This window comes from Arthrobacter sp. D1-17 (assembly GCF_054130535.1).
Genome location: NZ_CP096382.1, coordinates 3,119,032 through 3,146,009, shown reverse-complemented (window position 1 = coordinate 3,146,009; position 26,978 = coordinate 3,119,032). Strand labels below are relative to the sequence as shown.

Annotated in this window: 24 protein-coding genes; 13 read left to right on the top strand and 11 right to left on the bottom strand. The window is 64.6% G+C overall.

The window, feature by feature from the left end; translation table 11 throughout:
* Positions 1–15: 15 nt before the first annotated feature.
* From M1E01_RS14575 to M1E01_RS14550, 6 genes are all read right to left on the bottom strand, one after another.
* Positions 16–1,311: a Wadjet anti-phage system protein JetD domain-containing protein gene (locus M1E01_RS14575; RefSeq protein ID WP_457972277.1), complete on the bottom strand. Its 1,296-nt coding sequence runs from the start codon at positions 1,309–1,311 to the stop codon at positions 16–18.
* The gene (locus M1E01_RS14570; protein WP_457972276.1) at positions 1,301–4,708 is read right to left on the bottom strand and encodes an ATP-binding protein; all 3,408 of its coding nucleotides are present in this window, start codon (positions 4,706–4,708) and stop codon (positions 1,301–1,303) included. The genes M1E01_RS14575 and M1E01_RS14570 overlap by 11 nt, the downstream gene beginning before the upstream one ends.
* Positions 4,705–5,346: a DUF4194 domain-containing protein gene (locus M1E01_RS14565; RefSeq protein ID WP_457972275.1), complete on the bottom strand. Its 642-nt coding sequence runs from the start codon at positions 5,344–5,346 to the stop codon at positions 4,705–4,707. The genes M1E01_RS14570 and M1E01_RS14565 overlap by 4 nt, the downstream gene beginning before the upstream one ends.
* The gene (locus M1E01_RS14560; RefSeq protein ID WP_457972274.1) at positions 5,343–6,791 is read right to left on the bottom strand and encodes a DUF3375 domain-containing protein; all 1,449 of its coding nucleotides are present in this window, start codon (positions 6,789–6,791) and stop codon (positions 5,343–5,345) included. Before M1E01_RS14560 ends, M1E01_RS14565 begins: the two co-directional genes overlap by 4 nt.
* 142 nt (positions 6,792–6,933) lie before the next feature.
* Positions 6,934–7,509, bottom strand: a complete 576-nt coding sequence (locus M1E01_RS14555; protein ID WP_457972273.1) for an HNH endonuclease — start codon at positions 7,507–7,509, stop codon at positions 6,934–6,936.
* A 395-nt stretch (positions 7,510–7,904) separates the two neighbouring features.
* Positions 7,905–8,279 (bottom strand): PH domain-containing protein, encoded by a 375-nt coding sequence (locus M1E01_RS14550; protein ID WP_457972272.1) that lies wholly within the window; start codon positions 8,277–8,279, stop codon positions 7,905–7,907.
* Between the two features lie 197 nt (positions 8,280–8,476).
* On the opposite strand from M1E01_RS14550, the gene M1E01_RS14545 reads away from it, so the two are divergent.
* From M1E01_RS14545 to M1E01_RS14530, 4 genes are all read left to right on the top strand, one after another.
* The gene (locus tag M1E01_RS14545) at positions 8,477–9,049 is read left to right on the top strand and encodes a hypothetical protein (RefSeq protein ID WP_457972271.1); all 573 of its coding nucleotides are present in this window, start codon (positions 8,477–8,479) and stop codon (positions 9,047–9,049) included.
* A gap of 87 nt (positions 9,050–9,136) precedes the next feature.
* A complete protein-coding gene (locus M1E01_RS14540) occupies positions 9,137–9,259 on the top strand; it encodes a hypothetical protein (RefSeq protein WP_457972270.1) in 123 nt (40 codons plus the stop codon).
* A complete protein-coding gene (locus M1E01_RS14535; protein ID WP_457972269.1) occupies positions 9,259–9,414 on the top strand; it encodes a hypothetical protein in 156 nt (51 codons plus the stop codon). The genes M1E01_RS14540 and M1E01_RS14535 overlap by 1 nt, the downstream gene beginning before the upstream one ends.
* A 383-nt stretch (positions 9,415–9,797) precedes the next feature.
* The gene (locus tag M1E01_RS14530; protein WP_457972268.1) at positions 9,798–11,294 is read left to right on the top strand and encodes a GntP family permease; all 1,497 of its coding nucleotides are present in this window, start codon (positions 9,798–9,800) and stop codon (positions 11,292–11,294) included.
* A gap of 131 nt (positions 11,295–11,425) precedes the next feature.
* On the opposite strand, the gene xylB is transcribed toward M1E01_RS14530, so the two are convergent.
* Positions 11,426–12,826, bottom strand: a complete 1,401-nt coding sequence (xylB, locus tag M1E01_RS14525) for a xylulokinase (RefSeq protein WP_457972267.1) — start codon at positions 12,824–12,826, stop codon at positions 11,426–11,428.
* A complete protein-coding gene (locus M1E01_RS14520; RefSeq protein WP_457972266.1) occupies positions 12,823–13,776 on the bottom strand; it encodes a sugar-binding transcriptional regulator in 954 nt (317 codons plus the stop codon). The genes xylB and M1E01_RS14520 overlap by 4 nt, the downstream gene beginning before the upstream one ends.
* A 223-nt stretch (positions 13,777–13,999) precedes the next feature.
* Between M1E01_RS14520 and M1E01_RS14515 the strand changes: the two genes are divergently transcribed.
* The 5 genes from M1E01_RS14515 to M1E01_RS14495 are packed head-to-tail and all read left to right on the top strand — an operon-like array spanning position 14,000 to position 19,926.
* Positions 14,000–15,352, top strand: a complete 1,353-nt coding sequence (locus M1E01_RS14515) for an ABC transporter substrate-binding protein (protein ID WP_457972265.1) — start codon at positions 14,000–14,002, stop codon at positions 15,350–15,352.
* A gap of 20 nt (positions 15,353–15,372) precedes the next feature.
* On the top strand, positions 15,373–16,356 hold the full coding sequence (locus tag M1E01_RS14510) for a carbohydrate ABC transporter permease (protein WP_457972264.1): 984 nt from the start codon (positions 15,373–15,375) through the stop codon (positions 16,354–16,356).
* Positions 16,353–17,321, top strand: a complete 969-nt coding sequence (locus tag M1E01_RS14505; protein WP_457972263.1) for a carbohydrate ABC transporter permease — start codon at positions 16,353–16,355, stop codon at positions 17,319–17,321. The genes M1E01_RS14510 and M1E01_RS14505 overlap by 4 nt, the downstream gene beginning before the upstream one ends.
* A 50-nt stretch (positions 17,322–17,371) precedes the next feature.
* Positions 17,372–18,433: an NAD(P)-dependent alcohol dehydrogenase gene (locus tag M1E01_RS14500; protein ID WP_457972262.1), complete on the top strand. Its 1,062-nt coding sequence runs from the start codon at positions 17,372–17,374 to the stop codon at positions 18,431–18,433.
* A 26-nt stretch (positions 18,434–18,459) separates the two neighbouring features.
* Positions 18,460–19,926 carry a mannitol dehydrogenase family protein gene (locus tag M1E01_RS14495; RefSeq protein WP_457972261.1) on the top strand — a complete coding sequence of 489 codons (1,467 nt, stop codon included), beginning with the start codon at positions 18,460–18,462 and terminating at the stop codon, positions 19,924–19,926.
* Between the two features lie 106 nt (positions 19,927–20,032).
* Here the strand turns inward: M1E01_RS14495 and M1E01_RS14490 are convergent, their stop codons facing one another.
* Positions 20,033–20,932 carry a LacI family DNA-binding transcriptional regulator gene (locus M1E01_RS14490; RefSeq protein WP_457972260.1) on the bottom strand — a complete coding sequence of 300 codons (900 nt, stop codon included), beginning with the start codon at positions 20,930–20,932 and terminating at the stop codon, positions 20,033–20,035.
* Positions 20,933–21,319: 387 nt separating this feature from the next.
* On the opposite strand from M1E01_RS14490, the gene M1E01_RS14485 reads away from it, so the two are divergent.
* The 4 genes from M1E01_RS14485 (at position 21,320) to M1E01_RS14470 (ending at position 25,465) form a co-directional block, all read left to right on the top strand.
* A complete protein-coding gene (locus M1E01_RS14485; RefSeq protein ID WP_457972259.1) occupies positions 21,320–22,594 on the top strand; it encodes a M20 family metallo-hydrolase in 1,275 nt (424 codons plus the stop codon).
* A gap of 76 nt (positions 22,595–22,670) precedes the next feature.
* Complete coding sequence (locus M1E01_RS14480; protein ID WP_457972258.1) at positions 22,671–23,426, top strand: DUF5058 family protein; 756 nt, start codon at positions 22,671–22,673, stop codon at positions 23,424–23,426.
* 32 nt (positions 23,427–23,458) lie between these two features.
* Entirely contained in the window at positions 23,459–24,187 is a 729-nt protein-coding gene (locus M1E01_RS14475) for a hypothetical protein (RefSeq protein ID WP_457972257.1), read from the top strand.
* A gap of 48 nt (positions 24,188–24,235) precedes the next feature.
* Complete coding sequence (locus M1E01_RS14470; RefSeq protein ID WP_457972256.1) at positions 24,236–25,465, top strand: amidohydrolase; 1,230 nt, start codon at positions 24,236–24,238, stop codon at positions 25,463–25,465.
* Between the two features lie 216 nt (positions 25,466–25,681).
* On the opposite strand, the gene M1E01_RS14465 is transcribed toward M1E01_RS14470, so the two are convergent.
* The gene (locus tag M1E01_RS14465; RefSeq protein ID WP_457972255.1) at positions 25,682–26,257 is read right to left on the bottom strand and encodes a hypothetical protein; all 576 of its coding nucleotides are present in this window, start codon (positions 26,255–26,257) and stop codon (positions 25,682–25,684) included.
* Positions 26,258–26,259: 2 nt separating this feature from the next.
* Positions 26,260–26,973, bottom strand: coding sequence for a hypothetical protein (locus M1E01_RS14460; RefSeq protein WP_457972254.1), 714 nt, complete (start codon positions 26,971–26,973; stop codon positions 26,260–26,262).
* Between the last annotated feature and the right edge of the window lie 5 nt (positions 26,974–26,978).

Below are 26,978 nucleotides of genomic sequence, written 5' to 3'. Positions count from 1 at the left end.
GCCGCGTCGAAATGTTCAACCAGCGGATCCCGGCCGGTCCAGACCACCGAGGCGCGCAAGTGCCCAGTCCCAGCGGATTAGCTCCTGTTCGAGGCGGACGGCTGACCCGAAAGTGTCATTGCCCAGCCTTTCGTAGAGTTTACGCTCCTGCGGCACCAGCCGGGTCAGCGCAGCCCTCGACGGTGACGGTTCCTGTCCCCAGGCGTCGCGGTGCTCAAGTAACGTCTCTTCGTCCATCAGCACGCTCTCCACATGCGGATGGACCGCCCGGAGCTGGTCCAAAATCCTGAAGCCGTGCGTATCGATATCACCCCAGTACAGGACTTCGCAATCCCGCAGCCACGCCGCATCCCGCAGCGACGTGAAGCCGTACCCGGCGCCGTACAGGGCCAAGGTGCCCGTCCGTCCAGGCAGGGCGAGAAAGTTGACCTGGTTCTCGGTCGCAATGACGGTGTGCACCGGAAGCTGCAGTGTGCTGAACGCCTCCGCCGTCACCGTGATGTCCCGCGCAGCACCCAGAGCACCAATCGCTGGGTCCAGCAGCCGAAACCGGACGAGCTCCGGCGGATGCAGGAACCCGTGCCGCGCGGCGAAACGTGCGGCAGGAGTGCGCCCCGCCGGATCGGCCAGGGCCACATCCACAATGTCCGCTGCCTCCTCCGCCGCAGTCCCACCGTCCGCCGAGTCCACCTGAGGATCCGCAGACCCAGCCCGCAGCAGCGCCACCATCTCGTCGATGACCCTCCGGTGGGCCTCGATGAACTTCGTGTGCACCCCGGGCAGGCTCAGCTGCCTCAGGTAGATGCCCGGCGACGGATTCTCCCGCAGCCACAGCGCCACCCGGGCCGCAGTCAGCGCAGCTTCGCCCAGTTCCAGGAGCTGCAGCGGCCGCTTCAGTGCCCAGCCCCTCAGCGGCGCGCCGGCCGAGGCGTCGAGCCCGGACAGCCCCGCGGCAAGCGCGCGGAACCGCTGGGAGTCCTTCGTCTTGCCGGCGAAGGCGATCTCATCTTCGGCCGTGTCGAAAACCGCCGCGGCCGGAAGCCGGTTGGAGCCAATCGTGTTCCGGCCGACCTCGACCGTCTCCAGACGGTAATGCCCTGCCCCTCCGGAAAGCTCGATCGCCCAGCTGCGGGCCGCAGCGTAGTCGCTCAACAGTTCGTTCGCCGTCGGGCGCTTCAAAGAACGACGGCGGGGATAGACGCCGGTGGGTTCCAGCAGCTCCCGCAGCAGCGCACCGCTGCTCCAACTCTTCAGTGACAGTGCCCGCAGGTCAGCCAGCGTAGTCCACTTTTTTGGAACGTCAGCCGGCACGCCGGTCCCGTTCGTCGCGGTACTCCTGGATGGTCATGTTGCGCAGCTGCGAGTCGTCGCCGTTGGTGTTCGCCACGAACCCCACGTGTGAGACGAACGGTTCGATCACGTGGATCTTCTGCAGCGGCGTGACAATCAGCAGCTGCAGCTTCATCCGCTGGAACAGCTGCAGCCCGTACCGCGCCGACTCATCGGACCCGCGGCCGAACGCTTCGTCGATCACCACGAACCGGAAACTCCGGCCGCTGTTCGCCTTCTTCCCAGCGCCCGCGGCGCTGTTCGCCCCCGATCCCAGCCCGAACTGGAACGCTAGCGCCGCCGCCAGGATGGTGTAGGCCAGTTTCTCCTTCTGCCCGCCCGATTTGCCGCCGGAGTCCGTGAAGTGCTCGAACTCTTCGCCGGTCTCGGTCCATTTCTCGGACGCTGAGAACGTGAACCAGTTCCGCACGTCCGTGACCTTGGCCGTCCACCGTTCGTCGAGCGTAGTCAGGCCCTCCCTGCCGCGGAACCGCTCGATCAGCCGCTCCACCTGCAGGTACTTCTGCTCCGAGTACTGGTCCTCGTCGCCGATGGTCCCCTCCGAACAGGCCCGCAGGTCGACGCCGAACTCGCGCACGTCCTGGTCCGACGTGTTCTGGTGCTCCAACTGGATGTGCCGGCCGGGGTTGTACTCAATCCCCGCCAGCGACTGGTTAATCTCGCCGATCCGGTTCACGATGTCCTGCCGCCGGCTGTCCAGAAACGCATTGAACGCCACCACTTCGTGGATGGTGTTCTGGTTCAGCGACTCCTTGAAGTGCGCCTCAAACCGGGGAAGGTCGTTGCTGACCAGCTGCTCCAGCAGCCGGTTGTAGTCCGGGGCGGCCTCGAGGGCGGCGTCGATGTCCGTGGTCTCGTTCGGGTACTTGTTGCGGAAGTCCGCCATTAGCCGGACGGTACCTTCCGCCGCCCGGGCGATCCTCTTGGACAGCGCATCGATCGTGTCCGTCAGCCCGGCGCGCACCGAACTCTCCGCCGTGCCGGTGTTCTTGTACGTCAGCGTCTTGTCCCCGAGCGCCGCGGCGGTGAGCTGTTCGACGGCGGCCAGCACCCCGCCGTCGTTCGTCAGCGGTGTCTCGGCGAGGATGCCGCGGCATTCCTCAATCGCCTCCGCGATGTCCCTCGCGTCCTTCTCGTTGGCGCCCAGCCGCTCGCGCAGTTTGCCGGCCTTTTCCTCCAGCCGTTCCAGCTCTTTGGTGACGGCGGACTCCTTGGTCGTCAGCTGTTTCAGCACGTCGCTGGCGGTCTCCAGCTCCAGCTTCTCGGCCTTAAGTTCCTCGATCCGCCGGGCCGTGAGCTGCCAGCTAATCTCACCGAAGTCCGCCACCGAACGCACGGTGCCCAGCTGCTGGTTCCGCCTTCCCAGATCACCCAGTTCCGCGTTGACCTTGTTCAGCTGCGCCTCCGTGATGTGCAGCTGGCCCTTAACCTCGTCCTGCTCGGCGAGGAAGCGGCTGATCTTGTCGTGGTTGTCCCAGCCGAGCACGTAGTTGCGCCGGTCCGTGAGCTCGCGCCGGTCGTCCTTCTCGTGCCTGCCGCGCCCGCCCTTGAGCTGCCCGTTGACGGTCAGCGCCTTGGGGTAACGGCGGAAGTCCTCAACGGTGTCGCAGCAGATGTGATCGAACCGGGTGGCGAGCTCATCCAGCAGGAAGTTGCGGAACGGCGTGCCCGGCTTGATGGCGATCTTCGCAGCCAGCGTCCCCGGCTCCGCCGTCCTGGCCGCCGGCGATTCCCCGATTCTCAGGTAGACCAGCCGGCCGCGCAGGTTGTTGGCGTCCACCCAGCTGCTCACCGCGGCGTAATGCTGGGCCGGCACCAGCAGGGACAGCGCGAAGCCGTGCAGCGTGCGTTCCGCGGCACCCTCCCAGGCGCCCTCGCCATCGCGGACCCGCAGCAGCTCGCCGGCGTACGGCAGCGCCGCTTCCGCGATGCCCGTTCCGTCACACAGCCGACGGCGGAGCTCCAGTTGGGGGAGCGGCAGCAGATTGGGGCGGGACTGCAGGCTGCGCAGTTCGTTGCCGATCTCGGTCAGGCGCGCGTTGAGCTCGGTGCGGGTGATGGTCAGGTCTGTCCGGCTCTCCTGCAGCTCATCGGACTGATCGGTGAGCTGCTTTTCCACCTCGCCGAGCCGGGCGCGGTTGCCGTCGAAAAGCACTTTGTCCTCAGGCGGGCGCAGCCCCAGATCCTGTGCGGCTGCGGCGTAGGTGTCGAAGCGCTGCCGCTGGGTCCGGGACTCGACAGCAAGTCTTGCCATGTCGGCGTCGATGGCCGCCAGCCGGCCGCCGCCGTTGGTGCGGATGTCCTCCTGAACGGCGGACAGCTCGTGCCGCTTTTCCGTGATGTCGGTGCGCAGCTTGGTGCTGTCCTCCCGCAGCCGCTCGCCTGTGCGTTCCAGTTCCGACTGGTGTTCCAGGCTCAGCTGCAGCTTCCGGTGCGTGAACCAGGGGTGCAGCTGGTCGCGCTGCTGGCGGGCAAGCTCGTCGTCGCGGCTCAGCTTCGCGTGCTGCGCGGCGCCCTCCCTGATCGGCGTCAGCAGGGCGATCTGGTCCTTGGCCCGGAGCACGGCGTCATGGGCTTTTTTCAGGTCGTCGAAGTGGTGGATGAGGTTGCCGATGCGCTCCCCGACGTTGTCTTCCTCCAGCATGTTGGTGCGCACGAAGGAGGTGATGTTTTCCACCTGCTTCATCGACACCGTGCGGTGGAACAGCTCCATGGCCTGGTTGCCGCTGATGCCGAATTGCCGCTTGAAGGCCCCGGCGTAGGGTTCGAAGGTGTCATGGACGGCGGCACCGGCGGCGCGGAGCTTCTTCTTCAGCTTCGCCGGGTCCTGGCCGAAGTTGGAGAAATCCGCCGCGATGGACTGGTCCGCCTCGGCGAGAGAGTAAAAGCGGCTGGGCTGGCCGGCTTCCTGGGTGGCCCACAGCGTTATGGCCAGGGTGACCGACTTGTCCAGCACGGCATTGTGGAAGACGGCGAGCACCACGGTCAGCGCGCCGGTGTTGCGGAGCGCCACCGGCCTGGAGTATTCGCCGCCGGTGCTGCGCGTGCTCTTGTGGAAGCCGCGCACGTACGACATCAGCGAGCGTTCCTTCTTCTGCGCCCCGGCCGCCTTGTTGTATTCGATCCGGTTCGCGGGCAGCAGCAGGGTGGTGACCGCGTCCACGACCGTCGACTTGCCCGAACCGATGTCCCCGGTGAGCAGGCTGTTGGCGCCGTCCAGCTGGAACGTCCGCACGCCCTGGTGGAAGGTGCCCCAGTTCAGCAGCTCCAGACGGCGCAGGCGAAAGCCCGGGGGAGTGCCGCCGTCGTCCGTTTTTTCCTCCAGGCTGAACAGGGTGTCCTGCAGTTCGGCGGTCATTTGCCGTCCTCCTCCGCTGTATCAGCCGGTGTTCCCGTGAGCGTCGCTCGATAGGCCGCCAGCCGCGTGTCGAACTCCTCCAGCCACTGGGCGTCCACGAACGCCTTGAGGATTCGCGCCACCTCGTACGTGTCTGCCTGTCCCTTGAGCTTCCGCAGAAAGCCGAGCTCTACAACTTTCTTGATGTCGGCCCGGAGCCGGTCCAGAGTGCGGGCCTCGTTGCTGGATTCCGGCCGGAACAGCGAGACCATGTCCACGATTTCCTGTTCGGTCATGATGAGCCTGACCTCGCTGCTGTTGATATCGAACTCCATCATGCGGCGGCGGAGGAGTACCAGCAGAAGGCTGACGTTGAAGGTGAGGGTGCGGCGCGCGATGAGCCGGGGGAGCGTGCCGTCGGGATCCTCGCGCGACTTCAGGAACGCGTAGCCCTCGGATTCGTCCAGGATCAGGTCCAGCCCCAGCACGGACACGTAGTCGCGGACCTGGGAGGTCAGGCCCAGCAGCGACTGCCAGAGCTTCTCGTCCCCTTCCGCGTACAGCACGCCTTTGAAGAGCCGGGTGACGACGCCGGGAAGTTCCTCCGGCGTCCGGCTTTCCGTCTCTGTTGTGGCTGGGGAAATTGCTGCCGGGTTCATGCGGGCCTTCCAAAGATGATCTGTTCGAGGGTGGCTTCGCGGATGCTGCCGTCTTCGAGTTGCCAGGCTATTTGCTGCTCGGCCTCTGGGTTGATGGTGGCCCAGTCCGACTCCGTGGCCAGCTGATAGTAGGCCACAATCTCCGCAAGCCCCTGTTCGACGGGGTGTTTGGCCGTGATCTCGGCTAGGGTGGCCTGCTCCGCTTCGGCCTCGGCCAGGACGGCGTCGATGTTGGCCTTGAGACGCTCCTTGTCCACGTGGAACTGGCTGAACAGGGCGCCGGCATCCACGTCGGCGTCGTCGGCGATTTCGATCTGGTCCTCCACCATCACCCGCCGGCTCGGCTCATACAGCGGGCGTTCGAACGGGAGGGTGATGTCCACTGACGGCGCCGCCATTTCAATGAAGTCCCCTTGCGGGGGCTGCTCCCGGGTGGCGAGGGCACCGGACTCGACGCTGCGGATGAGCTGCATGATGCGCTTGTTTTCCAGGAACACCTTGTCGTCGAGCAGCCGGCGCATCTGCTGGGACAGCTGGCGGACGGTGCCCTGGGTCTGCTCGACGGCGGGCAGCCAGTCCTGGTGCAGGTTGGTGATGGCGTGCAGGTTGTCCGTCTGGGCGAGGGCTTCGATTTGGGTGGCGCGCTGGAGGAGTTCCTGCAGCTTCCTTCGGGAGTCCGGGGACATGAGGTAGTCCCAGAAGCCCTGGAAGGTCCGGCCCTGCAGGGAGCTGGTGATGTCCTGCTGGTTGGCGAAGATCGATTCCAGCAGCTCGCCCTGCGTGCCGTCCCAGGTGGCGATCTGCTCACGGACCTGACGGTCCAGCTTGCGGAAGTTCTGTTCGACCTCGCGGAAGTCCGAGAGGAGGTCCTTGGCCAGGGCGGTCAGCTGCTGGAAATGGTCGAGGGCCTCCGGGGCCGTCATGACCCGGATGTTGCCCTCGCGAATTCGCCGCATCTCGGCGTCGACGGCGTCTCGCTGGTTTTGGAGTTCTTTGAGGCGTACTTCCGGATCCGTCTCGGACTGCTGGACCAGCCGCTCGAGGACCGCGAAGATGCTGGTCAGCCGCGACTGGGTGGCGACGAAGTCCCGGCCTCGCAGGCTCTCCACCCAGCGGACGACATCCTCCGCCGCCGCGGTGAGATCGTAGCGCGGCTCGTCCTGGCCCGTGACGTAGTACTTCCGCAGCCATTTGCGTTCGTCCGCGGCCCAGTCGTCCAGGTATTCAGATGCCTGCCGCGGGAACTTGTCTTCACCGTAGGCGTCCCGCAGGCCGAAGAGCACGTCGTCCAGGCTGTCGATGAGCTGCTGCCGGCCGAGGTTGCGCTGGTTTGGAGCGGTGAACGCCGCCATGAAAAACGAGATGGCGAGCGGGCCGTTCTGGGCGCGCAGCAGGGACCAGCCTGCATGGTTCTCACGCAGGCTGTTGATTGCGTAGTAGTCCATTCGGCCCTCCGGGTGCTGAGCGGCTACCTGCCGTCAGTTCACTCTAAAGGGAGGCGCCGACATTCTTTGTGGAGGAAGAGTCGACCTGGCAACATGTGCCTGCCAGGCAGGTGAGTCCTTCCTATGCCAACCCGGGCTAGGTTCAGGAAAGCTCTCGGCGCTCGCCGACCCGGACGGCGTCCTCGAACTCAACGTAAGCAAGCCGTCGTCGTTCCAGTCTTGCTTGCTGTGCCGGTGACGGGATCCGAGCCCCTTTCGCCCGGTTGCACCTGCTGCATGCAGCGACAAAATTCTGCAGGCTGGTGGAGCCGCCTTTGGACCAAGGGTAGAAGTGGTCGCCGTGCTCTGCAGGGCGTGAACAACGACGGCGGAAGCCCGCCTCCATTTCGCACTGCCCGTCTGCCCTTGCCATGCCTTCACGGCGCTGCTGTCGGGTGAAACGGCGGACGGGATCTCGGCGCCGTACGTCCCTGGCTTGCATCACCAATGCGGAGACGATCAGGACTGCGACCAGTGCGCCCGGCAGCAATACCGCCGGCAGCACGCCGTCGAAAGTCTGGGTGAAGACGTCAGTCACTGAAGTCGACCGTCCAACAGCGAATTTCGAGGCATTCCCCATGAAGGAGAGGATGGCAGCTGCAGAGATCCAGAGCGTCAGGACGGCCATGGCCAGCCGGAGTGATTGGCGGGTCCAGTAGATGCGTTTAAGTTCAGGCAAAGCGTCTCTCCCCACAAGACTCCGGCAAAGTGCGATCGGGCAGTCATCCTCCCGATGAAAGCGATCCTACATTCCAGTCGCGCTATGAAAGCGCCGCGCCGAAGCCTGGGCCGGGCCAAAGCTGCCGCCCACAAGACCTTCGCCGATCTTGCACGAAACTTTCGCCGATCTTGTCCGAACGGAGTCAGCATGGATTCATCAGCGGAAGGAGTGAACATCATGGCTGACGACCTTGAAACTGCCACTGTCTACATGGAAGCACTCGCCCGCTACAACGGGGACTGAATCTGGCCCCTGCCATGAGGTGAGGGCTCGAGTCTTGCCTGGTGGGTGGGCGGTGCGATGTGCACTAATCGCCGAGTTGCGGGATCCGTACAGCCGGGAGCGCCCGGTATTTAGTGCTGGGAACCCAGGACCGAGTGCGCGATCAGCATGTCCAGCCGGCGCACATCCACCTTTTTGCCCACTTTAATCTTGATGTGCCCCGCGCGAGTCCAAAGCTCCAGCTCTGCGTCGAGATCGAATTTCCCTGCATTCTCTGAAGACCACATGTTGATGGCAGAGAAGGGCAGCGAATACACCTCCACCTTTTTGCCGGTCAGCCCTTGGGCGTCGCGGACGATCATCCGCTTGGTTGTAAAAATGGCGCTGTCCCGGAATGTCTTATACGCGGCCACTGGCTGCTCGCCCGGAACCATTAGTTCCGCAACGTCACTGGGAATCGGGCATTCGTCGACGAACATCCAAGTGCTTACCGCTGCTGCCTCCAAGAGAGCTCCTTTTTGTTGGTCCTGACTCAGCGTTCAGTGTCTCAAAGTCATGCTGAGCTATGCTGACCTGCGGCCAGCGGCGTGTCGTAATGGCTAATGCTGGCCGCAAAATTGCATGGGCAGTGATGTTCTAGGAGTCGCCTCTGGCGATGTCAGACCAAACGCTACACTTTCGGCCGCACACTGTAAGCGGCAGAATGTTATCTCGAGCTAAGGAATGCACATTGCAGATCAACAAACGGACGCTAAAAGAGGACGGGTTCACCGGATTCCGCTCCTTCAAGCAGCTGGAGATCAACCGCGTTCCGCAAGCGCCCGGAATCTATGCCGTGCTTAAGCCCGAAGGTTTCGAACCGACGTTCCTCGCCAAGAGCGTTGGGGGCCGCTTCAAGAGGCGGGATCCATCCTTGCTCCAAAGCGTTCTGGAAGCGGAGTGGATCGAGGATGCGGACGTCCTCTACATCGGGAAAGCAGGCCCGGGAAGCGCCGGCAATCGCGGACTACGAAAGCGAATCCAAGAGTTCGCCGACTTCGGCCGCGGGAAACCCGTTGGCCACTGGGACGGGCGGCTCATCTGGCAGCTTGCGGACTCCCAATCACTGGTCATCGCCTGGAAGGAGCTGACAGCTGCAGAAGTGAATCCTGCCGAAGCCACCTATCACGCGGAATTCATCAGGATTTATGGAAGATTGCCCTTCGCCAACCTGGTCCAGGCGAGAGCGACGGGACCCGTAGCTGTCGCCGCCCAGCGCCTTACAGAACGCAGCTGACAAGACCTTCGCCTATCTTGCATGAAACTTTCGCCGATCTTGCTCGAACGGGGTGAACATCAACTCATCACCGGAAGGAGTGACATCATGGCTGACGACCAAGAACTGTTGGACTGGGTTTCCCCGCGCAAACAGCGGGAAATCGACAACCAGGCGGCATTTCTGCGCTATCTGCTTGAGCGTGAAGAGGCGCTAGGGGGTGGAAAATAATGAACGACTTTATTCCCCGTCCCCGTGCACCGTATGACGCGCTTTGGGTTATCAAAAACGACCTGGCGAACATCATCGCCAAATACACCGATAGGGGCGACGCTGAAACCGCCGCTGTCTACATGGAAGCACTCGCCCGTTACAACGGGGACTGAAATCTGGTTTCGCCGAGCTGAACCAGCGGCTGGTTTCGACGCGCCTGGTGCGACGAGCCCAACCAGCGGGCCCGCTTCGAAGGCTCAACCACCAGGGCGAGACCGGCCAGGGCAGGCAGTGTGACCGCGTCAACGGCCCCGGTCTTCCGGGACCTCCTCAGCCCATGATCCTCTGGATCCCCGTACGTCCGGCCGCCGCTGAGACGTAGCGCCATCCATGAGCAGACCGTCCTCTCTCGCAGGCGGGGAGCTTGTGAGAGGTCTTGGGTCAGGATAGTGTGGCGCTCGTCACTCGATGGAGCCAATTCTGCAGGCACGATGGCACCTTCGAGGAGTGCCCGGGCACACCGCCTGAGCCCTTGTCTCCGAAGGAGGGCATCAACGTGGATCTTCAACTACTACTTGCGCTGGTACTGGGCATCGCGACCATCGTCGTGCTCGTACTGCGCACCCGGCTTGACGCTTTCGTAGCCTTGCTCATAGCCGCCCTAGTGACCGGCCTCGTTGCCGGCCAGGCTCCGCTGGATATCACCCGGGCCATCACCACCGGTTTCGGCAACACCCTCGCTTCGATTGGCATAGTAATCGGTCTCGGTGTGGCCATCGGCAAGATCCTCGAGGTTTCCGGGGCTGCTCACGCACTTGCCTTGGCCTTCCTTCGGCTCTTCGGCAAAGGCAGGGAGCCTTGGGCGATGGGCAGTGTCGGTGCCCTGGTATCCATCCCGGTGTTTTGTGACTCTGGGTATGTAATCATGAACCCGCTGGCGCGCTCCATTGCCCGGGTCGAGCGCGCAGGCTATGTCACGCTGGCCTTGGCACTGGGCGCGGGCATGACCCTGACGCATCACTTGGTGCCGCCGACCCCTGGCCCGTTGGCTGTCTCCGGTCTGCTGGGCGCGGACCTTGGCGCAGTCATCCTCACGGGCTTGGCCTTCACCGTCCTCCTGCTTCCGATCGTGGTTGCTTACGCCAAGTGGATGGGTCCCAAGCTGGAAGCCTCCATCAACGAGGAAGTCCGGACCGCAGTTTATGGCCGGACGGCGCGGGTCGGGGGAGGGGCGCATCACGGTTCAACGGATACGGTCACCGCGGACGGCCCGCCCGGCGCAGACGGACCTGTTGAGGCTGAACTTCCGGAGGGTCCTGAGTTGGAATTGGGCACCCCGCCCCCGGGTGCGAAGCCGCACAGGGTCGGCGCGTTCCTCGCCTCGCTGCCCCTCTTGGTGCCGCTGTTGCTGATCGTCCTCAACACAGTCACCGGCGCTATTGACCAGAACGCGCAGGGGGTCATTGGCGGAGAGTACGAGCCGTCGGATTGGGTTGTTCCCTTCGCTTTCATCGGCAACCCCGTGATCGCGCTGATTATTGGCGTACTGCTCGCCGTCTACGTGCTGTTGCCGCGGTGGACTCCCCGGACCAAGGTCCAGGGGTGGTTTGCCAGCGCTGCTGCCTCGGCAGGCCTCATCCTGCTGATCACCGGTGCCGGCGGCGCGCTGGGGCAGGTGCTCCGCAGCTCAGGTGTGGGCGATGCGCTGGCAGAGGCCATTGCAAACACGGCCCTGCCCGCTTTCCTTGTGCCCTTCCTGGTGGCCACTCTTGTCCGGCTCGCGCAGGGGTCCGGCACGGTGGCGATGATCACCGCGGCGTCCGTCACTGCACCACTGGTGGGCACTCTCGGTATCGATCCGCTGGTAGCCGCAGTGGCGTGCACCGCCGGTTCCATGATCCTGAGCTACTTCAATGACTCCTACTTCTGGGTGGTAACCCGGTTCACCGGACTCGAAGGCACTGCGGCGCTTCGGGGCTGGTCCGGCATCACCACCGCTGTCTGGGCTGGATCAATCCCGTTGCTGTTCATCCTGAATCTCATCCTGGGCTAAGGTCCTCCACAGCAGAGGGCCCCGGGACGTGACATCCCGGGGTCCTTTGCTTGCGCCTGCTTAACTCCTGGGACCTACGCATCTTCGACGTTGGAGCGTGGGCTGGTCAGCTGCAGCGTGGGCTGATCAGCTCACACCCCGTAGAAGCTCTTGCGGGCCTCGGCGTAGCGTTCCCGGAGGCCGAAACCCCAGTCACCTTCGGGTTCATACGCCGCGTCGATGCTGCGCCTCCAGTCCGGCAGTTCTCCCGTCGCTGCCCACGCAGCCTGCTTCGCCGCACCCAGCGCAACGTACTCCCTGCTCGCCGGCACCTCCACCGGCAGATTGAAGATGCTGGCCGCTGCCTGGCGCAGGGCCTGCGACTTCGAACCCCCGCCGATGAGCACAACCTTGTCCGGCGTTCCGCCGAGTTGCCTTAGGACGTCGATGGCGTCTGCCAGTGAGTTCAGCACGCCCAGCACGGAGGCGCGGGCGAGGTTCTCCGGGGTCATGTTGCTTCTGCTGAGGCCGGCCAGGGTTCCGCTCGCGTGGGGAAGGTTGGGGCTGCGCTCGCCGTCAAGGTACGGCAGGAATGTGAGCCCGCCGGCATCGCGGTCCGCGGCCAGCGCCAGGGAGTCCAGTTTTGCCAAGTCGACGTCGAGCATGGCGGCCGTCGCGGCCATGACACGGGCGGAGTTGAGCATGGCCAGCAGGGGCAGGTGGCCGCCGGCCGCATCCGCAAAACCGGCGACTGCACCTGTGCGGTCAGGCATCGCGGAAGGTGCGGTGGTGAAGACGGTGCCGGAGGTCCCGATGGACACGACCACTTCGCCAGCGCGGAGCCCCAGCCCCAGCGCTGCTGCCGCATTGTCCCCGGCGCCGGCCGCGAGGACCGCACCGTCGATGCCCCAGCCGTTCTGCACGGTTCCGGCCTGCTCGTTTGACGCCACGACGCGCGGAAGGCGCGGAACTCGGCCGAAGAAGCGCTCCAGCAGGTCCGTCCGGTAGCTGTCCGTCACCGGGGAGAAATAGCCGGTGCCGGAGGCGTCGCTGCGGTCGGTGGTGAACTCGCCGCCCAGGGCGCCGTTTAGCCAGTCATGGGGGAGGACAACCTGGTCGACGCGGCCCGCGGCCTCCGGTTCGTTCCGCGCCAGCCACGCCAGCTTCGAGATGGTGAAGGAAGCGACCGGAACAAGGTTGACGGCGCCGACCCACGCTTCGGGGCCAAGCTCGTCCCGGAGCCTCGCTGCATCGCCTGCGCTGCGGGTGTCGTTCCACAGCAGTGCGTCGTGGACGGGTGTGTTGGAGCTGTCGAGCGCCACCATCCCGTGCTGCTGGGCGGCGATGCCGGCAGCGGCGACGGAGCCGCCCAGGCTGTCCGCGCCGGCGGACTGCCACGCCTCGCGCAGCGCGGAGGTCCAGATGCGCGGGTTCACCGCGGTGAGGTCCGGGTGGGCTACCGCACCCGCAGAGATGACGTCTCCACTTTCGGCATCGACGGCGAGGACCTTGCAGGACTGGGTGGAGGAATCTACCCCGACGACAACGCTCATTGACTATTCTCCTCATCGATTAGGTCTGTCAGGGCCTGGGCCAACGGCACGTCCACAATCAGCGTGGTGACAAAGCCGGCCTTCGCCACGGCCCGTACTGCTTCTGCCCGTGCTTTTCCGTGCGACACGGCAATTACCTTCGGGGTGCGCTGCAACTGCTTTATCGTGACGGCGATGATCTGTTCATCCAGTCCGGATTCGACCGGAACACCCTCAGCGTTGAGTAGCCGTCCCGAACATTCCGCCACAGCGCCGGCTTCCACAGCTGCCTCGCGCACCTCCGCTTCCGCGCGTTCCCAGACGGTGGAGCTACCGCTCTTCCAAGCGCCAATTGCCACCACCGCTAAGTCGAGAGAATCGGCCTTTGCAAGTGCGCCGGCGATCTCCGGCTGACGGCGCAAGCCGGCGGCCGTCGCCGGATCTTCCACCACCAGTGGTGACCACAGCGGCCACGTGAACCCGCCGCTCAAGTGCCCTAACCGCTGGATAAGCTCGAGGGGATTGCTCTCCCCTTCCGCCGGGAGGGCGCCCGCGAGTTGAACGATGTCGCACCGGGGGAGCTCCCGGACTAGCTTCGAGGCGACATCCAGGATTCGCGACCAGGAGATGCCCAAGGTCCCGCCCGCAGGGGCCTGCCGCGAGACTTCGGCGGCGGCAAACTTCGCCAGAATGCCGCGAGCCTGGTCTTCGTCGCCTGTGGTCGAATCTGCAACGATCACCTCGGGAATGCCCAACCACGACTCTATCCGGCGTATATCCGTGCTGGAGATGTTGGACGGGAAATGCACCTTGATTTCAACGATCCCGCGCTCGCGGGCCTCGGTGAGCAGCCGCGCGACCTGAAACCGTGAAATACCGTAGCTAGCGCCGATTTCTACCTTCGAACGGTTCTCCAAGTAGTACTCGCTGCTGATGCGGGCCAGGAGCTCTTCATGGGAATGCTCGGGCATGTGGTCACCTCGTCTCACATCTGATCATTTGAGTAACGCCTCTTGCTCAAACGAGTATATATGACTAGAGTCACATGACAGATGAGCAGTTAGGGCCGCTCAGATGAGCAGGTGAGCTGGGGGAGACCCGGCTGTTCTGTCCGGGCCCGAATGCCCTTCCAGTCCTGGCCCCGCCAAGCGCGACCAGGACTGGAATTCAACTTTTGAGCACAAAGGAGTTCTTATGCGACCGACCATGCGCGCTGCCTCACTGGCCGCCGGCGCTCTGTGCATCGCACTTTCTGCCTCGGCCTGCGCAGGTGCTGGCGGAGGCAATTCCGCCGGTGATCCGAACAGCATCAACGTGCTGATGGTGAACAACCCGCAGATGGAGGACCTGCAGCGGTTGACCGCGGACAATTTCACCAAGGAAACCGGGATCAAGGTCAACTACACCGTCCTGCCGGAGAACGACGTCCGGGCGAAAATCAGCCAGGAGTTCTCCAGCCAGGCCGGCCAGTATGACGTCGCCTCCCTGTCGAACTACGAGATTCCGTTCTTTGCCGCCAACGGTTGGCTGGCGCCGCTGGACAACGTGGCGAACGACCCCGAGTTCAACCAGGCGGACATTCTGCCGGCCTACACGGAGTCCCTGACCGGTGAGGACGGCAAGCTGTACGGTGAACCGTTCTACGGCGAGTCTTCGTTCCTGATGTACCGCAAGGACATTCTGGAGGCCAAGGGCCTGACCATGCCCGAAAAGCCCACCTGGGATGAGGTCGCGGACATCGCGGCCAAGGCTGACGGTGCAGCGCCGGGCATGAAGGGCATTTGCCTGCGCGGCCAGCCCGGCTGGGGCCAGGTCTTCGCGCCACTGACCACCGTGGTGAACACCTTCGGCGGGACCTGGTTCGACAAGGACTGGAACGCGCAGGTCAACTCCCCGGAATTCAAGGAAGCGGTGGAGTTCTACGTGGACCTGGTCCGCAAGCACGGTGAAGCCGGCGCCGCGCAGGCCGGGTTCACCGAGTGCCTGAACAACATGAGCCAGTCCAAGGTGGCCATGTGGTACGACGCAACGTCGGCCGCCGGTGCCCTGGAGGCCGAGGACTCCCCGGTGAAGGGCAAGATCGGCTACGCGCAGGCGCCGGTGAAGGAAACCAAGTCCTCCGGCTGGTTGTGGACCTGGTCCTGGGCCATGCAGGCCGCGTCCAAGAAGCAGGACGCTGCCGGGAAGTTCGTCGCCTGGGCCAGCTCGAAGGACTACGAGGAACTGGTCGCCGCAAAGCTCGGCTGGGCCAAGGTCCCGTCCGGCAAGCGCATCTCCACCTATGAGAATGCCGAATTCCAGAAGGCGGCGCCGTTCTTCAAGGCCGAGCGCTTCGCCATTGAGAACGCCGACCCGAAGAACCCCGGCGCACAGGAACGCCCGGCCGTCGGCATCCAGTTTGTGGGTATTCCCGAATTCGCCGCGCTGGGGACCAGTGTCTCCCAGGGGGTCAGTTCCGCCATCGCGGGCCAGGGCACCGTGGCCGAGGCGCTGGCCAAGGGTCAGGAAGCCGCAGAAAAAGTCGCCAAAAAGTACAAGCAGCCTTAACCGAACAGCAGGAGAACATCATGACTACCGCAACGGCGCGCATCTCCCGCCCGGGACACCATGCAGCCAAACCTTCACGAAATGCCGACTCACGGAACAGGCGGTCGCGGGAACGCGCCGCGGCCTGGGCGCGGCGTGCACCGCTGCTTCCGGCCCTGATCTTCCTCATCATCGTCACCCAGCTTCCGTTCGCGGTGACCCTGATCATCTCGTTCCTGAACTGGAACAGCCTGAGCCCGGACAAGACCGCCTTCGCCGGGCTGGAGAACTACGTCACGGTCCTGACCGACCCTGACCTGCGCCAGGCCATCTTCACCACCATCGTCCTCACCGTCTCCGTAGTGCTGATCAGCCTGGTCATCGGCCTGGGCCTGGCGCTGCTGCTGGATAAGAAGTTCATCGGCAGGGGACTGGCCCGGACCCTGCTGATCGCACCGTTCCTGGTGGTTCCGGTGGCCGCGGCCCTGATCTGGAAGCACGCCCTGCTCAACCCGACCTACGGGCTGATCAACGGGATCCTGACCTGGGCCTGGTCCCTCTTCGGCAACAGCACCCCGCCGCAACTGGACCTCCTGTCCCAGGCCCCGCTGGCCGCCGTCGTCGTCTCGCTGGTGTGGCAGTGGACCCCGTTCATGATGCTCATCCTGCTCGCGGGCCTGCAGTCCCGTCCCATGGACACCGTGGAAGCGGCCCAGATGGACGGCGCGACCCCCTGGGCGATCTTCCGGCACCTGACGCTGCCGCACCTGCGCCAGTACCTGGAACTGGGTGGCCTGCTCGGCGCGATCTACATCGTGCAGAACTTCGACGCCGTCTTCACCCTCACCGCCGGCGGGCTGGGCACGGCAAACCTGCCCTACGCGATCTACCAGACGTTCTACTTCGCCAATGAGTACGGCCTGGCCTCCGCCGCCGGCGTCGTGGTGGTCATCGGAACCATCATCGTGGCGACGTTTGCCCTGCGCACCGTCTTTTCACTCTTCAAGAAGGAGGCAGCACGATGAGCACCCTCACCCCCGCCGCACCCCAAAACACCCCCGGTCCCACCGCCCCCGCAGGCCCGACCGCCCTGAACACCGGTACCCGGCGCCGCGGCTTCGCCTGGTTCGGCTTCAAGATGTCCGGCGGCGGGAAGTCCCGCATGGACCCCACCCGCAACAACACCGCCGCCGGCATCGCCGCCTGGCTGCTCGCCCTGCTCTTCGCCACCCCGGTGCTGTGGATGATCCTCACCTCCTTCCACTCCGAAACCGACGCAGCCACCAACCCGCCCTCCCTCGCCGCGAACCTGACACTGGACGCCTACCGCGAGTTCTTTGGGGAAACATCGGGCGTCAGCCCGTGGCCGTCCCTGATCAATTCCGCCACCGCCTCGATCCTGTCCACGGTCCTCGTGCTGCTCCTGGCCTTCCCGGCCGCGTACGCGCTGTCCATCCGGCCGGTGAAGAAGTGGACGGACGTGATGTTCTTCTTCCTCTCAACCAAAATGATGCCCGTGGTCGCGGCGATCCTGCCGCTCTACCTCTTCGCACGGACCGTGGGCGCGCTGGATAACATCTGGTTCCTGATCCTGATGTACACGTCCATGAACCTGCCCATCGCGGTCTGGATGATGCGCTCGTTCCTGGCTGAAGTTCCGGAAGAAATGCTGGAAGCCGCCCAGATCGACGGCGCCAACCTCCTGCTCATCCTCCGCAAGGTCATCGCCCCCGTGGCCATGCCCGGCATCGCCGCGACGGCCCTGATCTGCTTCATCTTCAGCTGGAACGAACTGCTCCTGGCCCGCGTCCTCACCGGCGTCGTCGCCGGCACCGCCCCGGTCTTTTTGACCGGCTTCGTCTCCGGCCAGGGCCTCTTCCTCGCCCAGGTCTGCGCCGCCGCCGTCGTGATCTCCCTGCCGGTGCTGTTCGCCGGCTTCGCCGCCCAGGACAAACTGGTCCAGGGCCTCTCCCTCGGCGCCGTCAAATAGCCGCCGAACAAATAGCCACCAGCCCCGTCACTCTTCCAAGGAATACTTCGATGACAACATCAACCGCGCAGCCCGCAGTGCTCGGACAGCCCGGACTGCCCGCCACCATGCGCGCCGCCGTCCTGAAGCGCCAGGGCGACATGGCCCTGGAAACCCTGCCCGTCCCGGGCCTGGACCCCGACCAGGTCTTGGTGCAGGTGGCCGCCGTCGGCGTCTGCGGCAGCGACGTCCACTACTACGAGCACGGCCGCATCGGCGACTACGTGGTGGACCACCCGCTCATCCTCGGCCACGAACTCTCCGGCCGGATCGCCGCCGTCGGAACCGCCGTTGACCCCTCACGGGTCGGCAAGCGGGTCGCCGTCGAACCCCAGCGCCCCTGCCGCACCTGCACGCAGTGCAAGGCCGGACGCTACAACCTCTGCCCGGACATTGAGTTCTACGCCACCCCGCCGATCGACGGCGCCTTCGCCGAATACGTCACCATCCAGTCCGACTTCGCCTACGACATCCCGGACAGCGTCAGCGACGAAGCCGCCGCGCTGATCGAGCCGCTCTCCGTCGGACTGTGGGCCTGCGAACGGGCAGGGATCAAGCCCGGCAGCCGGGTCCTGATCGCCGGCGCCGGTCCGATCGGCATCATCGCCGCGCAGGCCGCCCGCGCGTACGGCGCCACCGAAATCTACATCAGTGACATCGCCGAGGACCGGCTCGCGTTCGCCCTGGAACACGGCGCCACCCACGCACTGAACGCCCGGACGGACACCGTCGAGGGGCTCGACGTCGATGCCTTCATCGACGCCTCCGGCGCACCCCAGGCCGTCCGTTCCGGCATCAAAGCCGTCGCGCCCGCCGGCCGGGTCATCCTCGTCGGGCTCGGGGCGGACGACGTCGAACTCCCCGTCTCCTACATCCAGAACCGCGAGATCTGGCTCTCCGGCGTCTTCCGCTACACCAACACCTGGCCCCTGGCCATCCAGCTCATCGCCGACGGCAAGGTGGACCTGGACATCCTCGTCACCGGCAAATTCAGCCTCGCCGAATCCGAAGAAGCCCTCAAAGCCGGCAAACAGCCCGGACAGCTCAAAGCCGTCGTCTACCCCGGCCGCTGACCGCCCGCCCTGAAAGGAAAACTCCCGTGCTCACCACTTCAGCACTTCCAGAACTCCCCGCCAGCCTGGGCAAGCCGTCCTATGACCGGTCGGCATTGACGGCGGGAATCGTCCACTTCGGCGTCGGCGGCTTCCACCGCGCCCACCAGGCCATGTACCTGGACCAGCTGATGAACGCCGGCCTCGCCCACGACTGGGCCATCTGCGGAGTGGGCGTCCTGCCCGGCGATGCCCGGATGAAGCAGGTCATGGACTCCCAGGACTGCCTGTACACGCTCGTTGTGAAGAACCCCGACGGTACGCGGGAAGGCCGCGTTATCGGCTCGATCATCGAGTACCTCTTCGCCCCCGACGACCCCGAGGCAGTCATCGAAAAAATGGCGTCCGACGCCGTCCGGATCGTCTCGCTGACCGTCACCGAAGGCGGCTACAACTTCCACCACGTCACCGGCGACTTCGACGCCGACAACCCCGACGTGGTCCACGACCTCCAGCCGGGCGCCGCGCCGCGCACAACCTTCGGGCTCATCACCGAGGCCCTGCGCCGCCGTCGTGAACGGGGACTGGAACCCTTCACCGTGATGTCCTGCGACAACATCCAGGGCAACGGCGACGTCGCCCGCAAGATGTTCACCGCCTTTGCCGCGCTCAAGGCCCCGGCCCTGGGGGCATGGATCGCCGGGAACGTGCCCTTCCCCAACAGCATGGTGGACCGCATCACCCCGGTCACCACTGACGAAGACCGCACGGCCATCGCCGAGGAGTTCGGCGTGGCGGACGGCTGGCCTGTGGTCTGCGAGCCCTTTGAGCAGTGGGTGCTGGAGGACAACTTCAGCCTCGGACGCCCGCCCTTTGAAAAGGCCGGAGTGCAGCTCGTGGAGGACGTGGAGCCTTACGAGCTGATGAAGCTGCGCCTGCTCAACGCCAGCCACCAGGGCATGTGCTATTTCGGCCACCTCGCCGGCTACCGCTACGCGCATGAGGCGGCACAGGACCCGCTGTTCGCCCGGTTCCTGCTGGATTACATGGACAAGGAAGCAACCCCGACGCTGCACCCGGTACCCGGCATCGATCTCGACTCCTACAAGCGCACCCTCATCGAGCGCTTCTCCAACGAGCATGTCCGCGACACCCTGGCCCGCCTGTGCGCCGAGAGTTCGGACCGGATTCCGAAGTGGCTCCTTCCCGTAGTCCGCATCAACCTTGAAAACGGGGGAGAGATCCAGCGGTCAGCGGCTATCGTGGCCAGCTGGGCCCGGTATGCCGAAGGGACGGACGAGCAGGGCAACCCTATCGACGTGGTGGACCGGCTCAAGGACACGCTTATGGCCGCCGCGTCACGCCAGAGGCAGGACCCGCTGTCCTTCATCTCGGACCGGGAAGTTTTCGGGGACCTCATCGACAACGAACGGTTCGTCACCGCGTACGGCGACGCCCTGGCCAGCCTGCATCAGCGCGGGGCCAAGGAGACTCTTCGCAAGCTGGAAGCCTGAGTCGGGCTAGTCGCTCCACCAGGCCTGACAGCCTGCAAATGGCCCCCGTCCGGAAAGTTCCGGGCGGGGTCTCCTGCTTGTGCCGTCCCCGCTGCGGACGGGCGCCTCAGCCATGGCCGCTGGCCACTGTCGTTTCCCTCGGTATGAGGACCGGCGGGAGCACTACCGATTCCGGGTCTTCGCCGTTGATCCGCCGCTGCAGCGTCTCGAAGCTGAGCCGGCCCATGTCGTTGAGTTCGGACCGGACCGAGGTCAGCGGAACCGGCAGATTTGCTGCCAGATCGACGTCGTTGTAACCGACCAGAGCGACATCCTCGCGCAGCCGCTTGCCCGCCTCGCGGATGGCGCCCATCGCACCAACAGCGGTGAGGTCATCGACGGCGAAAATGGCGGTGGGAGGGCTGGGCAGGTTCATAAGGTGCTCGCCCGCTGTCCGTCCGGCCTGCGTTCCAAACCCGGAACTGACGACGTAGCTGTCCTGTACCGGGTAGCCGGCGGCCTCGAACGTTCTCCGAAAACTTTGGGACCGCTCAAGCCCGGTGCTTGCGAGCAGGTCTCCGGCGATCACGCCGACGCGTTTGTGTCCCAGGCGCAACAGGTGTTCGGCGGCAAGCCGTCCGCCGAGCTGGTCGTCCGTGGTGACGGAAAGATGTCCATCCAACTTGCGCATGACCAGCACGTACGGGACTCCGCGCTGCTGCAGCTCAAAGGCGGCGGTGTCTCCGATGTGGGAGTCTCCGATTATCACTCCGTCCAGGCGCCGTGAGAGCAGAGCGTCCAGCCGGGCCCGACGGTGATCCGGGTCATCGAACGTATTGGCCACCACTGTGCTGTACCCGGCAGACCCGGCCGCGGCGTCGATGCTTTCATGAATCGTTGCGAGCACCAGGTCGGTAAGGCGGGGGACCAGCACCCCGATAAGCCTCGAGCTCCCCGTCCGGAGCCCCGCGGCTGCGACGTCCCGGCGATACCCCAGCATGGAGGCGAGTTCCCGGATCCGCTTCACTGTGTCTGCTCCTACGCCCGCAGGATCATCGCTCAGAGCCCGAGAAGCGGTGGAAACATGGACCTGCGCGTGGTGGGCCACGGTGGCGAGAGTGACGGCTTTCGGGCGGCCGGAAGTGCTCTGGTTGGCGATGGCGGTGCTCCTTTCGTGCTGGGGGCAAAGCCTTCCCGTTGCCGGCGTGCAAACTTACGCAATGGTTTGCGTAAGTCGTCGTAACAAGAATTTTACGACCAAGAAACCTTGACGTCCTAGGGTTTCTATAGTGTGATGTACAGCATACACCCCTCCAAAACAGGCCTTTGGCCAACGTACTTCGCAATCGTTTGCGCAACTCAGCGCTGAGTCTGGAATCGATGGCGCTGAATATCTTCTTCCAGAAGGGATCACATGTTGAACCTGCACTTTTCCGCCACAAGCGAGACCGCAGAGCGGGTCGAGGCGGGCATTACAGAGGTTTCCGCCTACAGCGAAGCCGACAGGCGCGGCTGGACCCGGGAGGTTTTCAGTGAGGCGTACCGCGAGTCGCGGCAGTGGACTGAGGCGCGGATGCGGGAGGCCGGTCTGGAAGTCCATATTGACGCCGCCGGCAATGTCGTCGGACGGCTTCCGGGCACCAACCCGAATGCTCCGGCTCTGGTCACGGGGTCCCATACCGACACTGTCGACGGCGGCGGACGCTTCGACGGCGTCGTCGGAGTCGTGGGCGCAATTGACGCCGTCCGGCAGTTGCGCCAGAGCGGCATCACACTCACCAGGGACCTTCTGGTGGTGGATTTCTTCGGGGAAGAGTCCAACCCCTACGGCCTCAGCTGCCTCGGCAGCAGGGCAGCCGCTGGAGAACTTACTGCCGCAGACCTCAACCGCACCGACTACCGCGGCGTCACTCTCGGACAGAGCTATGCGGACTTCGGTTTGGACCCTGCCTCGACGATGACCTCGCACTGGGCCCGCAGCACCCCTCTGCACGCTTTTCTGGAGCTGCACATTGAGCAGGGCCCCACCCTCGAACAGCGCCAGATGCCCATAGGCATCGTGACCGGGATCGCGGGCATCGAACGGCTCCTCGCCACGTTCACCGGAACCCCCGACCACGCCGGGACCCGGCCTATGGACGACCGGCAGGACGCCATGGTGGCGGCAGCCGAAGCCGTCCTCGCCGTGCGTAGGGAAGGCTGCGGGGCACCGAACCACGGCGTTGCCACCACCACCCGGGTCGAATCTGATTCGCGCTCGCCCAATGTAGTGCCCTCACTGGTCCGTATGACCAGTGAGGTGCGCAGCATCGACAAGGAATGGCTTTCCGGTGTGAAGGGCCGGCTGGCCGAGGAGATCCTCGGCCGGGCCCGGGAGCACGGGGTGGATGTGGAGTTCACCTGGTCGACCGACAACGAAGTAGTCCGGACGCACACCAAAGTCCAGGACGCTGCCGCCGCAGCCGTGGACGCCCTCGGCATCCCCTGGATGCCGGTTCCCAGCGGGGCCACGCATGATGCAGTCCACATGGCACGGTTGGCACCGATGGGCATGATCTTCGTGCCCTCCAAGGCAGGGAAAAGCCATTGCCCCGAGGAATGGACGGACTTCAGTGACATTGCCACCGGCGTCAGTGCACTGACTCAGACCCTCATCACCCTTGACCAATCAGAACTCAGCAGCACGTAGCTCAGCACCTCAGCGCACTGAATCCACCTGAGCGCACTGAATCAATGAGACGTCATCATTTACTACAGGAGCATTCATGAACACTGCAGTAATGCCGGGAGGATCCACAGACATCCTCTCCATCGCAAACCTTCCGGTCCTCTGGGTGTTGGCCATCGGCGTCTTCGGGGCCATCATCCTCCAGTCCGTTATCTACATGCGGGCAGCAAAGAAAGCCGGCCCCTCGGCAGGTATCTCCGAAGCTGAACTGAAGACCTCCTTTCGCGCCGGCGCCGTGGCGGCGATCGGCCCCTCCCTCGCCGTCGTGCTGGTCAGCATCGCACTCCTGACGCTCTTCGGAACCCCTGCGGTGCTCGTCCGCATCGGACTTGTGGGCTCCGCCGCCACCGAATCGGCCTCCGCCTCCATTGCGTCCGCGACGATGGGGGCGACATTGGGCGGGCCCGACTACACGCAGGCCGTGTTCGTTGTGGCGTTCATGGCCATGAGCATGTCCGGCGCCATGTGGATGATTTCCACGCTCATCCTCACTCCGTTGCTGAAAAAGGGCGATTCCAAACTGCGCCGCGTAAACCCGGCACTCATGGCGATCGTGCCGGCAGCAGCACTCATCGGTGCTTTTGCCAGCCTGGGGATCGCTGAGTTGGGCAAGACCCCGGTGCACATCATGTCCGTAGCCGTGTCCGCACTGGTCATGGGCGTCTGCCTCTTCCTCGCCAAGAAACTCTCCGCCGCCTGGCTGCGCGAGTGGGGACTCGGCATTGCCATCCTCGTCGGACTTGCCGTCGCCTACTTCGCCCACACCTCCGCCCTGGTTCCCGTGGCCGCCTAAGCAGCCTCCCCTTGAACGAAAGGAAACCCAACATGTCTCTCACAGATACCGCTGCAGGAACCGCCGCGACCATTGACGAATTTGACCGCACCACCTCACGCTGGGGCCGGATCACCATGATCTTCGCGCTGGCGCTGTCCCTCGCCGCGCCGGTCTACCTCGTCATGTTCACGGACCTGGGCATCACCTCCACGCACATCTGGACTGCGTTCTTCGCCGTGGCCGCCGCCTTCTTCGTCCTGTGGTTCGTCGAACCTGTCACCTACTACCCGGTGCTGGGCCCGGCCGCGATGTACCAGGCGTTCATGATCGGCAACATCGCCAACAAACTCCTGCCCTCGGCGCTCGTGGCGCAGGCGACCGTCGGCGCAAAGGCCGGCACGAAGCGCGGTGAGTTCTCTGCCCTTATGGCCATCTGCGGGGCCGCCATGGTCCACGTATTCTCCATGCTCCTCTTCGTCGGCATCCTCGGCACGTGGCTAGTGAGCATCATCCCTACCGACATAGTGGACGTGGCCAGGCTCTACATCTTCCCGAGCATCATCGGAGGCGTGCTGGTCCAGCTGATTGTCACGATCAAGCAGCCACGGGTCACCGTCATCGCCGTGGTCGTCGCCGCCGTCGTCCTTTTTGCCCTCGTGCCCGCCGTGCCGGCGCTGGCCAAGTCCGCGACGGGCATCGTGGTGCTGCTCACCGCGGCACTCGCCTGGTTCCTGCGGCCCAAAGGCGCCGCCGAACAACACGCGCATCCCGGCGTCTGATTCCCTCCCCTACCCTGAACCTGAGCCATTTGAACCTGATAGGAAGCTATGACCATCGAGACCACTGCCCTTGAACTGTCCGCTGCGCAGCTCACCGAAATGCATGACCTCTACCGCCATCTCCATGCCCACCCGGAACTGTCCATGCAGGAAACGCAGACGGCGAACTTCATTCTCAAGGCGCTGACCGACCTTGGCATCGAGGCCTTTCTCTGCGGAGGGACCGGCGTGGTCGGCGTGCTGCGCAATGGGGACGGCCCGGTGGTCGGTTTCCGCGCCGACACCGACGGTCTGCCGATGCAGGAGGACACTGGGCTGGAATATGCCAGCCAGGCTAGAGGCAGATTGGCGGACGGAACCGAGGTGCCGGTCATGCACGGCTGCGGCCATGACACCCACATCACAGCCGCCCTAACGGCTGCGCGGCTCCTCGCCGACAGCACCGACACCTGGGGCGGCACCGTCGTGTTCATCTTCCAGCCAGGCGAAGAAACCGCGGCGGGTGCCCGGGCCATGATCGACGACGGAATCTGGGACAAAGCGCCCAAGCCCGAGGTGATTTACGGCCAGCACGTGTGGCCAGGCCTGGCCGGAACTGTGAACATTAGCCGCGGTACGGCCATGGCCATGGCCGATTCCTGGAAGGTCACCGTGCATGGACGCCAGGCACACGGCTCGCAGCCGGAGGAGTCTATTGACCCGATCGTGCTCGGCGCGCACATGGTGGTGCGCATCCAGACCATCGTGGCCCGCGAGGTCCACCCTATGAAGTCCGCCGTGGTGACCATCGGCACCTTTCACGCCGGCCTGAAGGAGAACATCATCCCGGACACTGCGGAGTTTTCCATCAATGTCCGCACTTTCGACACGGACGTGCGCGAGCGCGTCCTTGCCTCCCTCCGCCGCATCATCAAGGCCGAAGCCGAGGCGTCAGGGGCGCCGGAACCCTCTATCACGGAAATCTCCAGCTTCCCGCGGTGCTACAACGATCCCGCCGCCGCTGACGCCCTGATCAGCGAGTTCCACCGGACACTGGGAGAGGACGCCGTCAACGAGGTGCCGCCCGTCATGGGCAGCGAGGACTTTGGGCTGTTTGCTGAAGTTATCGGCGTGCCCTCGGTGTACTGGATGTTTGGTGCCTACAGCCAGGAAAAGCTCGACGCTGAAAGCCCGCTTCCCGGAAACCATTCGCCGTACTTCGCACCCGACATCGAGCCGACGCTTTCGACCGGGGTCAGGGCGGCCATGACGTCCCTGATGTCGAAGCTGGCCCGGTAACGGGAATGCCGCCTTGCTCCGCTGGGGATTAGAATCCTGACAAGCACCGTCGGTGCCCCCCATCCCAGCGGAGCAGGTGCGGGCTGGACAGGCGACGGGAGTATGAACGTCTGAACAGCAATAAGACGGATGCGCTCAGCCGGCATGTTGCCGGATTCTCATAAGCGTTCTTGCCTGCCCCCGGGTCCTGTGCTGAGGTGCGCTATGCGCTATGCGCTATGTTGCTGCATTGAAGCCCGGATCAGTGGTTGCCGTCTCGAGGAGCCGGTCGAAGCTGCTGATGCCGTAATCGGGCGGGGTGGCTGTGATGAGGATCCACGTGGTGGTGACCACCTCAGCCTTCGGCTTGGCGTACTGTTTCGGCTGCGGTGTGGGCTGCGGAATGACGCTCAGATGCAGGCCGGACACCCCGTTCACCAGCAACGGCAGGCTCCCGCCCTCGACGAGGAGTGAGCGGAGCTCGTCCGCCGAGAGGTGGTTCGTCCTGTCCGCCGTCAGTTCGAGAATCACTTCGTTGACAGTGCCTGTAAGCCGCTGCAGGAACGCCCGCTCGCCCGAACTCTTGCCTAGGATGCCCAGCACCGTGAAAGTGGACGCGAAAATCCCGACGAACAGCATGAGGGCGCTGACGTCCCTGAGGCCGGGTGTGAAGGTCATCAGAACCAAGCACAGAACGAACCCGATGACGGCGAATCCGCCGAACATTGCGCCCGCGCCCTCGGCCGGCCTGCCCGTCCATTCCTTGGAGGTGAACCTGCAGATGTCCCGGGATTCGGTCCGTGGAGTTGGCATGATCAGTTTCCTTTCACTTCCAGCAGGGCCTCGGCCAGGATGATTGCTTCCCGCGCTTCCCTGAGACTTTCCCGAAGTCCGGGATCGGGGAAGTTGAGGCTGATGCCTTCCGCGGTGACTGAAAGATCCTCGGCGACCTTCCGGAGGTTCTCCCGCTCCAGCGCGAGCAGCCGGGACGATGCCAGTTTGACCTTGCTTTTCTCCAGCTCGAACAGGGACCGATTGATCTGGTCCCGGCGTACCCGGATCGCACGGCACACCCCCTGCACGCGCTGGGTGCGGCTGGTGAACATCTGCTCCATCTTGGCGGCGACATCATGAAGTTCCATCAGCGTGCTGTATCGCCGAGCCTGTTGGTGTGCTCCGTGCCGGGCCAGGAGCTGATTGATCAGGGATAGCCGCTGGCCCCACAGCTCCAGCCCTGCATGGTTCTGGCTGAAGAGCAGCTCCGCCGCGTCAAGGGCTTTGGACAGGGCATCCCGCCGCGGAGTGAGTTTCCCGGCCGCTGCATCCAGCCGTCCGATGAACTCGGCGTAGTTGTCGACCGGCGGCGCTGGTCTCTCATCCCTGCTCACCACGCGGATAGCGGGCGGGGCGGACTGGCTTTTGGCCGCCGTCGAACGTTCCCTTGCTGTTCCTATCCGCGGTGGACGGGGAGGCTTTTGCGGCGGGACGGCATGGGGGTCCGGACCCGAGTCAGGTGCGCCGTTGCTCATGATCA

Excerpts from the sequence above, each read along its gene's own strand:
- M1E01_RS14570 (WP_457972276.1), bottom strand. The coding sequence starts at position 4,708 with ATGACCGCCGAACTGCAGGACACCCTGTTCAGCCTGGAGGAAAAAACG.
- M1E01_RS14565 (WP_457972275.1), bottom strand. The coding sequence starts at position 5,346 with ATGAACCCGGCAGCAATTTCCCCAGCCACAACAGAGACGGAAAGCCGG.
- M1E01_RS14560 (WP_457972274.1), bottom strand. The coding sequence starts at position 6,791 with ATGGACTACTACGCAATCAACAGCCTGCGTGAGAACCATGCAGGCTGG.
- M1E01_RS14545 (WP_457972271.1), top strand. The coding sequence starts at position 8,477 with ATGTTATCTCGAGCTAAGGAATGCACATTGCAGATCAACAAACGGACG.
- M1E01_RS14540 (WP_457972270.1), top strand. The coding sequence starts at position 9,137 with ATGGCTGACGACCAAGAACTGTTGGACTGGGTTTCCCCGCGCAAACAG.
- M1E01_RS14535 (WP_457972269.1), top strand. The coding sequence starts at position 9,259 with ATGAACGACTTTATTCCCCGTCCCCGTGCACCGTATGACGCGCTTTGG.
- xylB (WP_457972267.1), bottom strand. The coding sequence starts at position 12,826 with ATGAGCGTTGTCGTCGGGGTAGATTCCTCCACCCAGTCCTGCAAGGTC.
- M1E01_RS14520 (WP_457972266.1), bottom strand. The coding sequence starts at position 13,776 with ATGCCCGAGCATTCCCATGAAGAGCTCCTGGCCCGCATCAGCAGCGAG.
- M1E01_RS14515 (WP_457972265.1), top strand. The coding sequence starts at position 14,000 with ATGCGACCGACCATGCGCGCTGCCTCACTGGCCGCCGGCGCTCTGTGC.
- M1E01_RS14510 (WP_457972264.1), top strand. The coding sequence starts at position 15,373 with ATGACTACCGCAACGGCGCGCATCTCCCGCCCGGGACACCATGCAGCC.
- M1E01_RS14505 (WP_457972263.1), top strand. The coding sequence starts at position 16,353 with ATGAGCACCCTCACCCCCGCCGCACCCCAAAACACCCCCGGTCCCACC.
- M1E01_RS14500 (WP_457972262.1), top strand. The coding sequence starts at position 17,372 with ATGACAACATCAACCGCGCAGCCCGCAGTGCTCGGACAGCCCGGACTG.
- M1E01_RS14485 (WP_457972259.1), top strand. The coding sequence starts at position 21,320 with ATGTTGAACCTGCACTTTTCCGCCACAAGCGAGACCGCAGAGCGGGTC.
- M1E01_RS14480 (WP_457972258.1), top strand. The coding sequence starts at position 22,671 with ATGAACACTGCAGTAATGCCGGGAGGATCCACAGACATCCTCTCCATC.
- M1E01_RS14475 (WP_457972257.1), top strand. The coding sequence starts at position 23,459 with ATGTCTCTCACAGATACCGCTGCAGGAACCGCCGCGACCATTGACGAA.
- M1E01_RS14470 (WP_457972256.1), top strand. The coding sequence starts at position 24,236 with ATGACCATCGAGACCACTGCCCTTGAACTGTCCGCTGCGCAGCTCACC.
- M1E01_RS14465 (WP_457972255.1), bottom strand. The coding sequence starts at position 26,257 with ATGCCAACTCCACGGACCGAATCCCGGGACATCTGCAGGTTCACCTCC.
- M1E01_RS14460 (WP_457972254.1), bottom strand. The coding sequence starts at position 26,973 with ATGAGCAACGGCGCACCTGACTCGGGTCCGGACCCCCATGCCGTCCCG.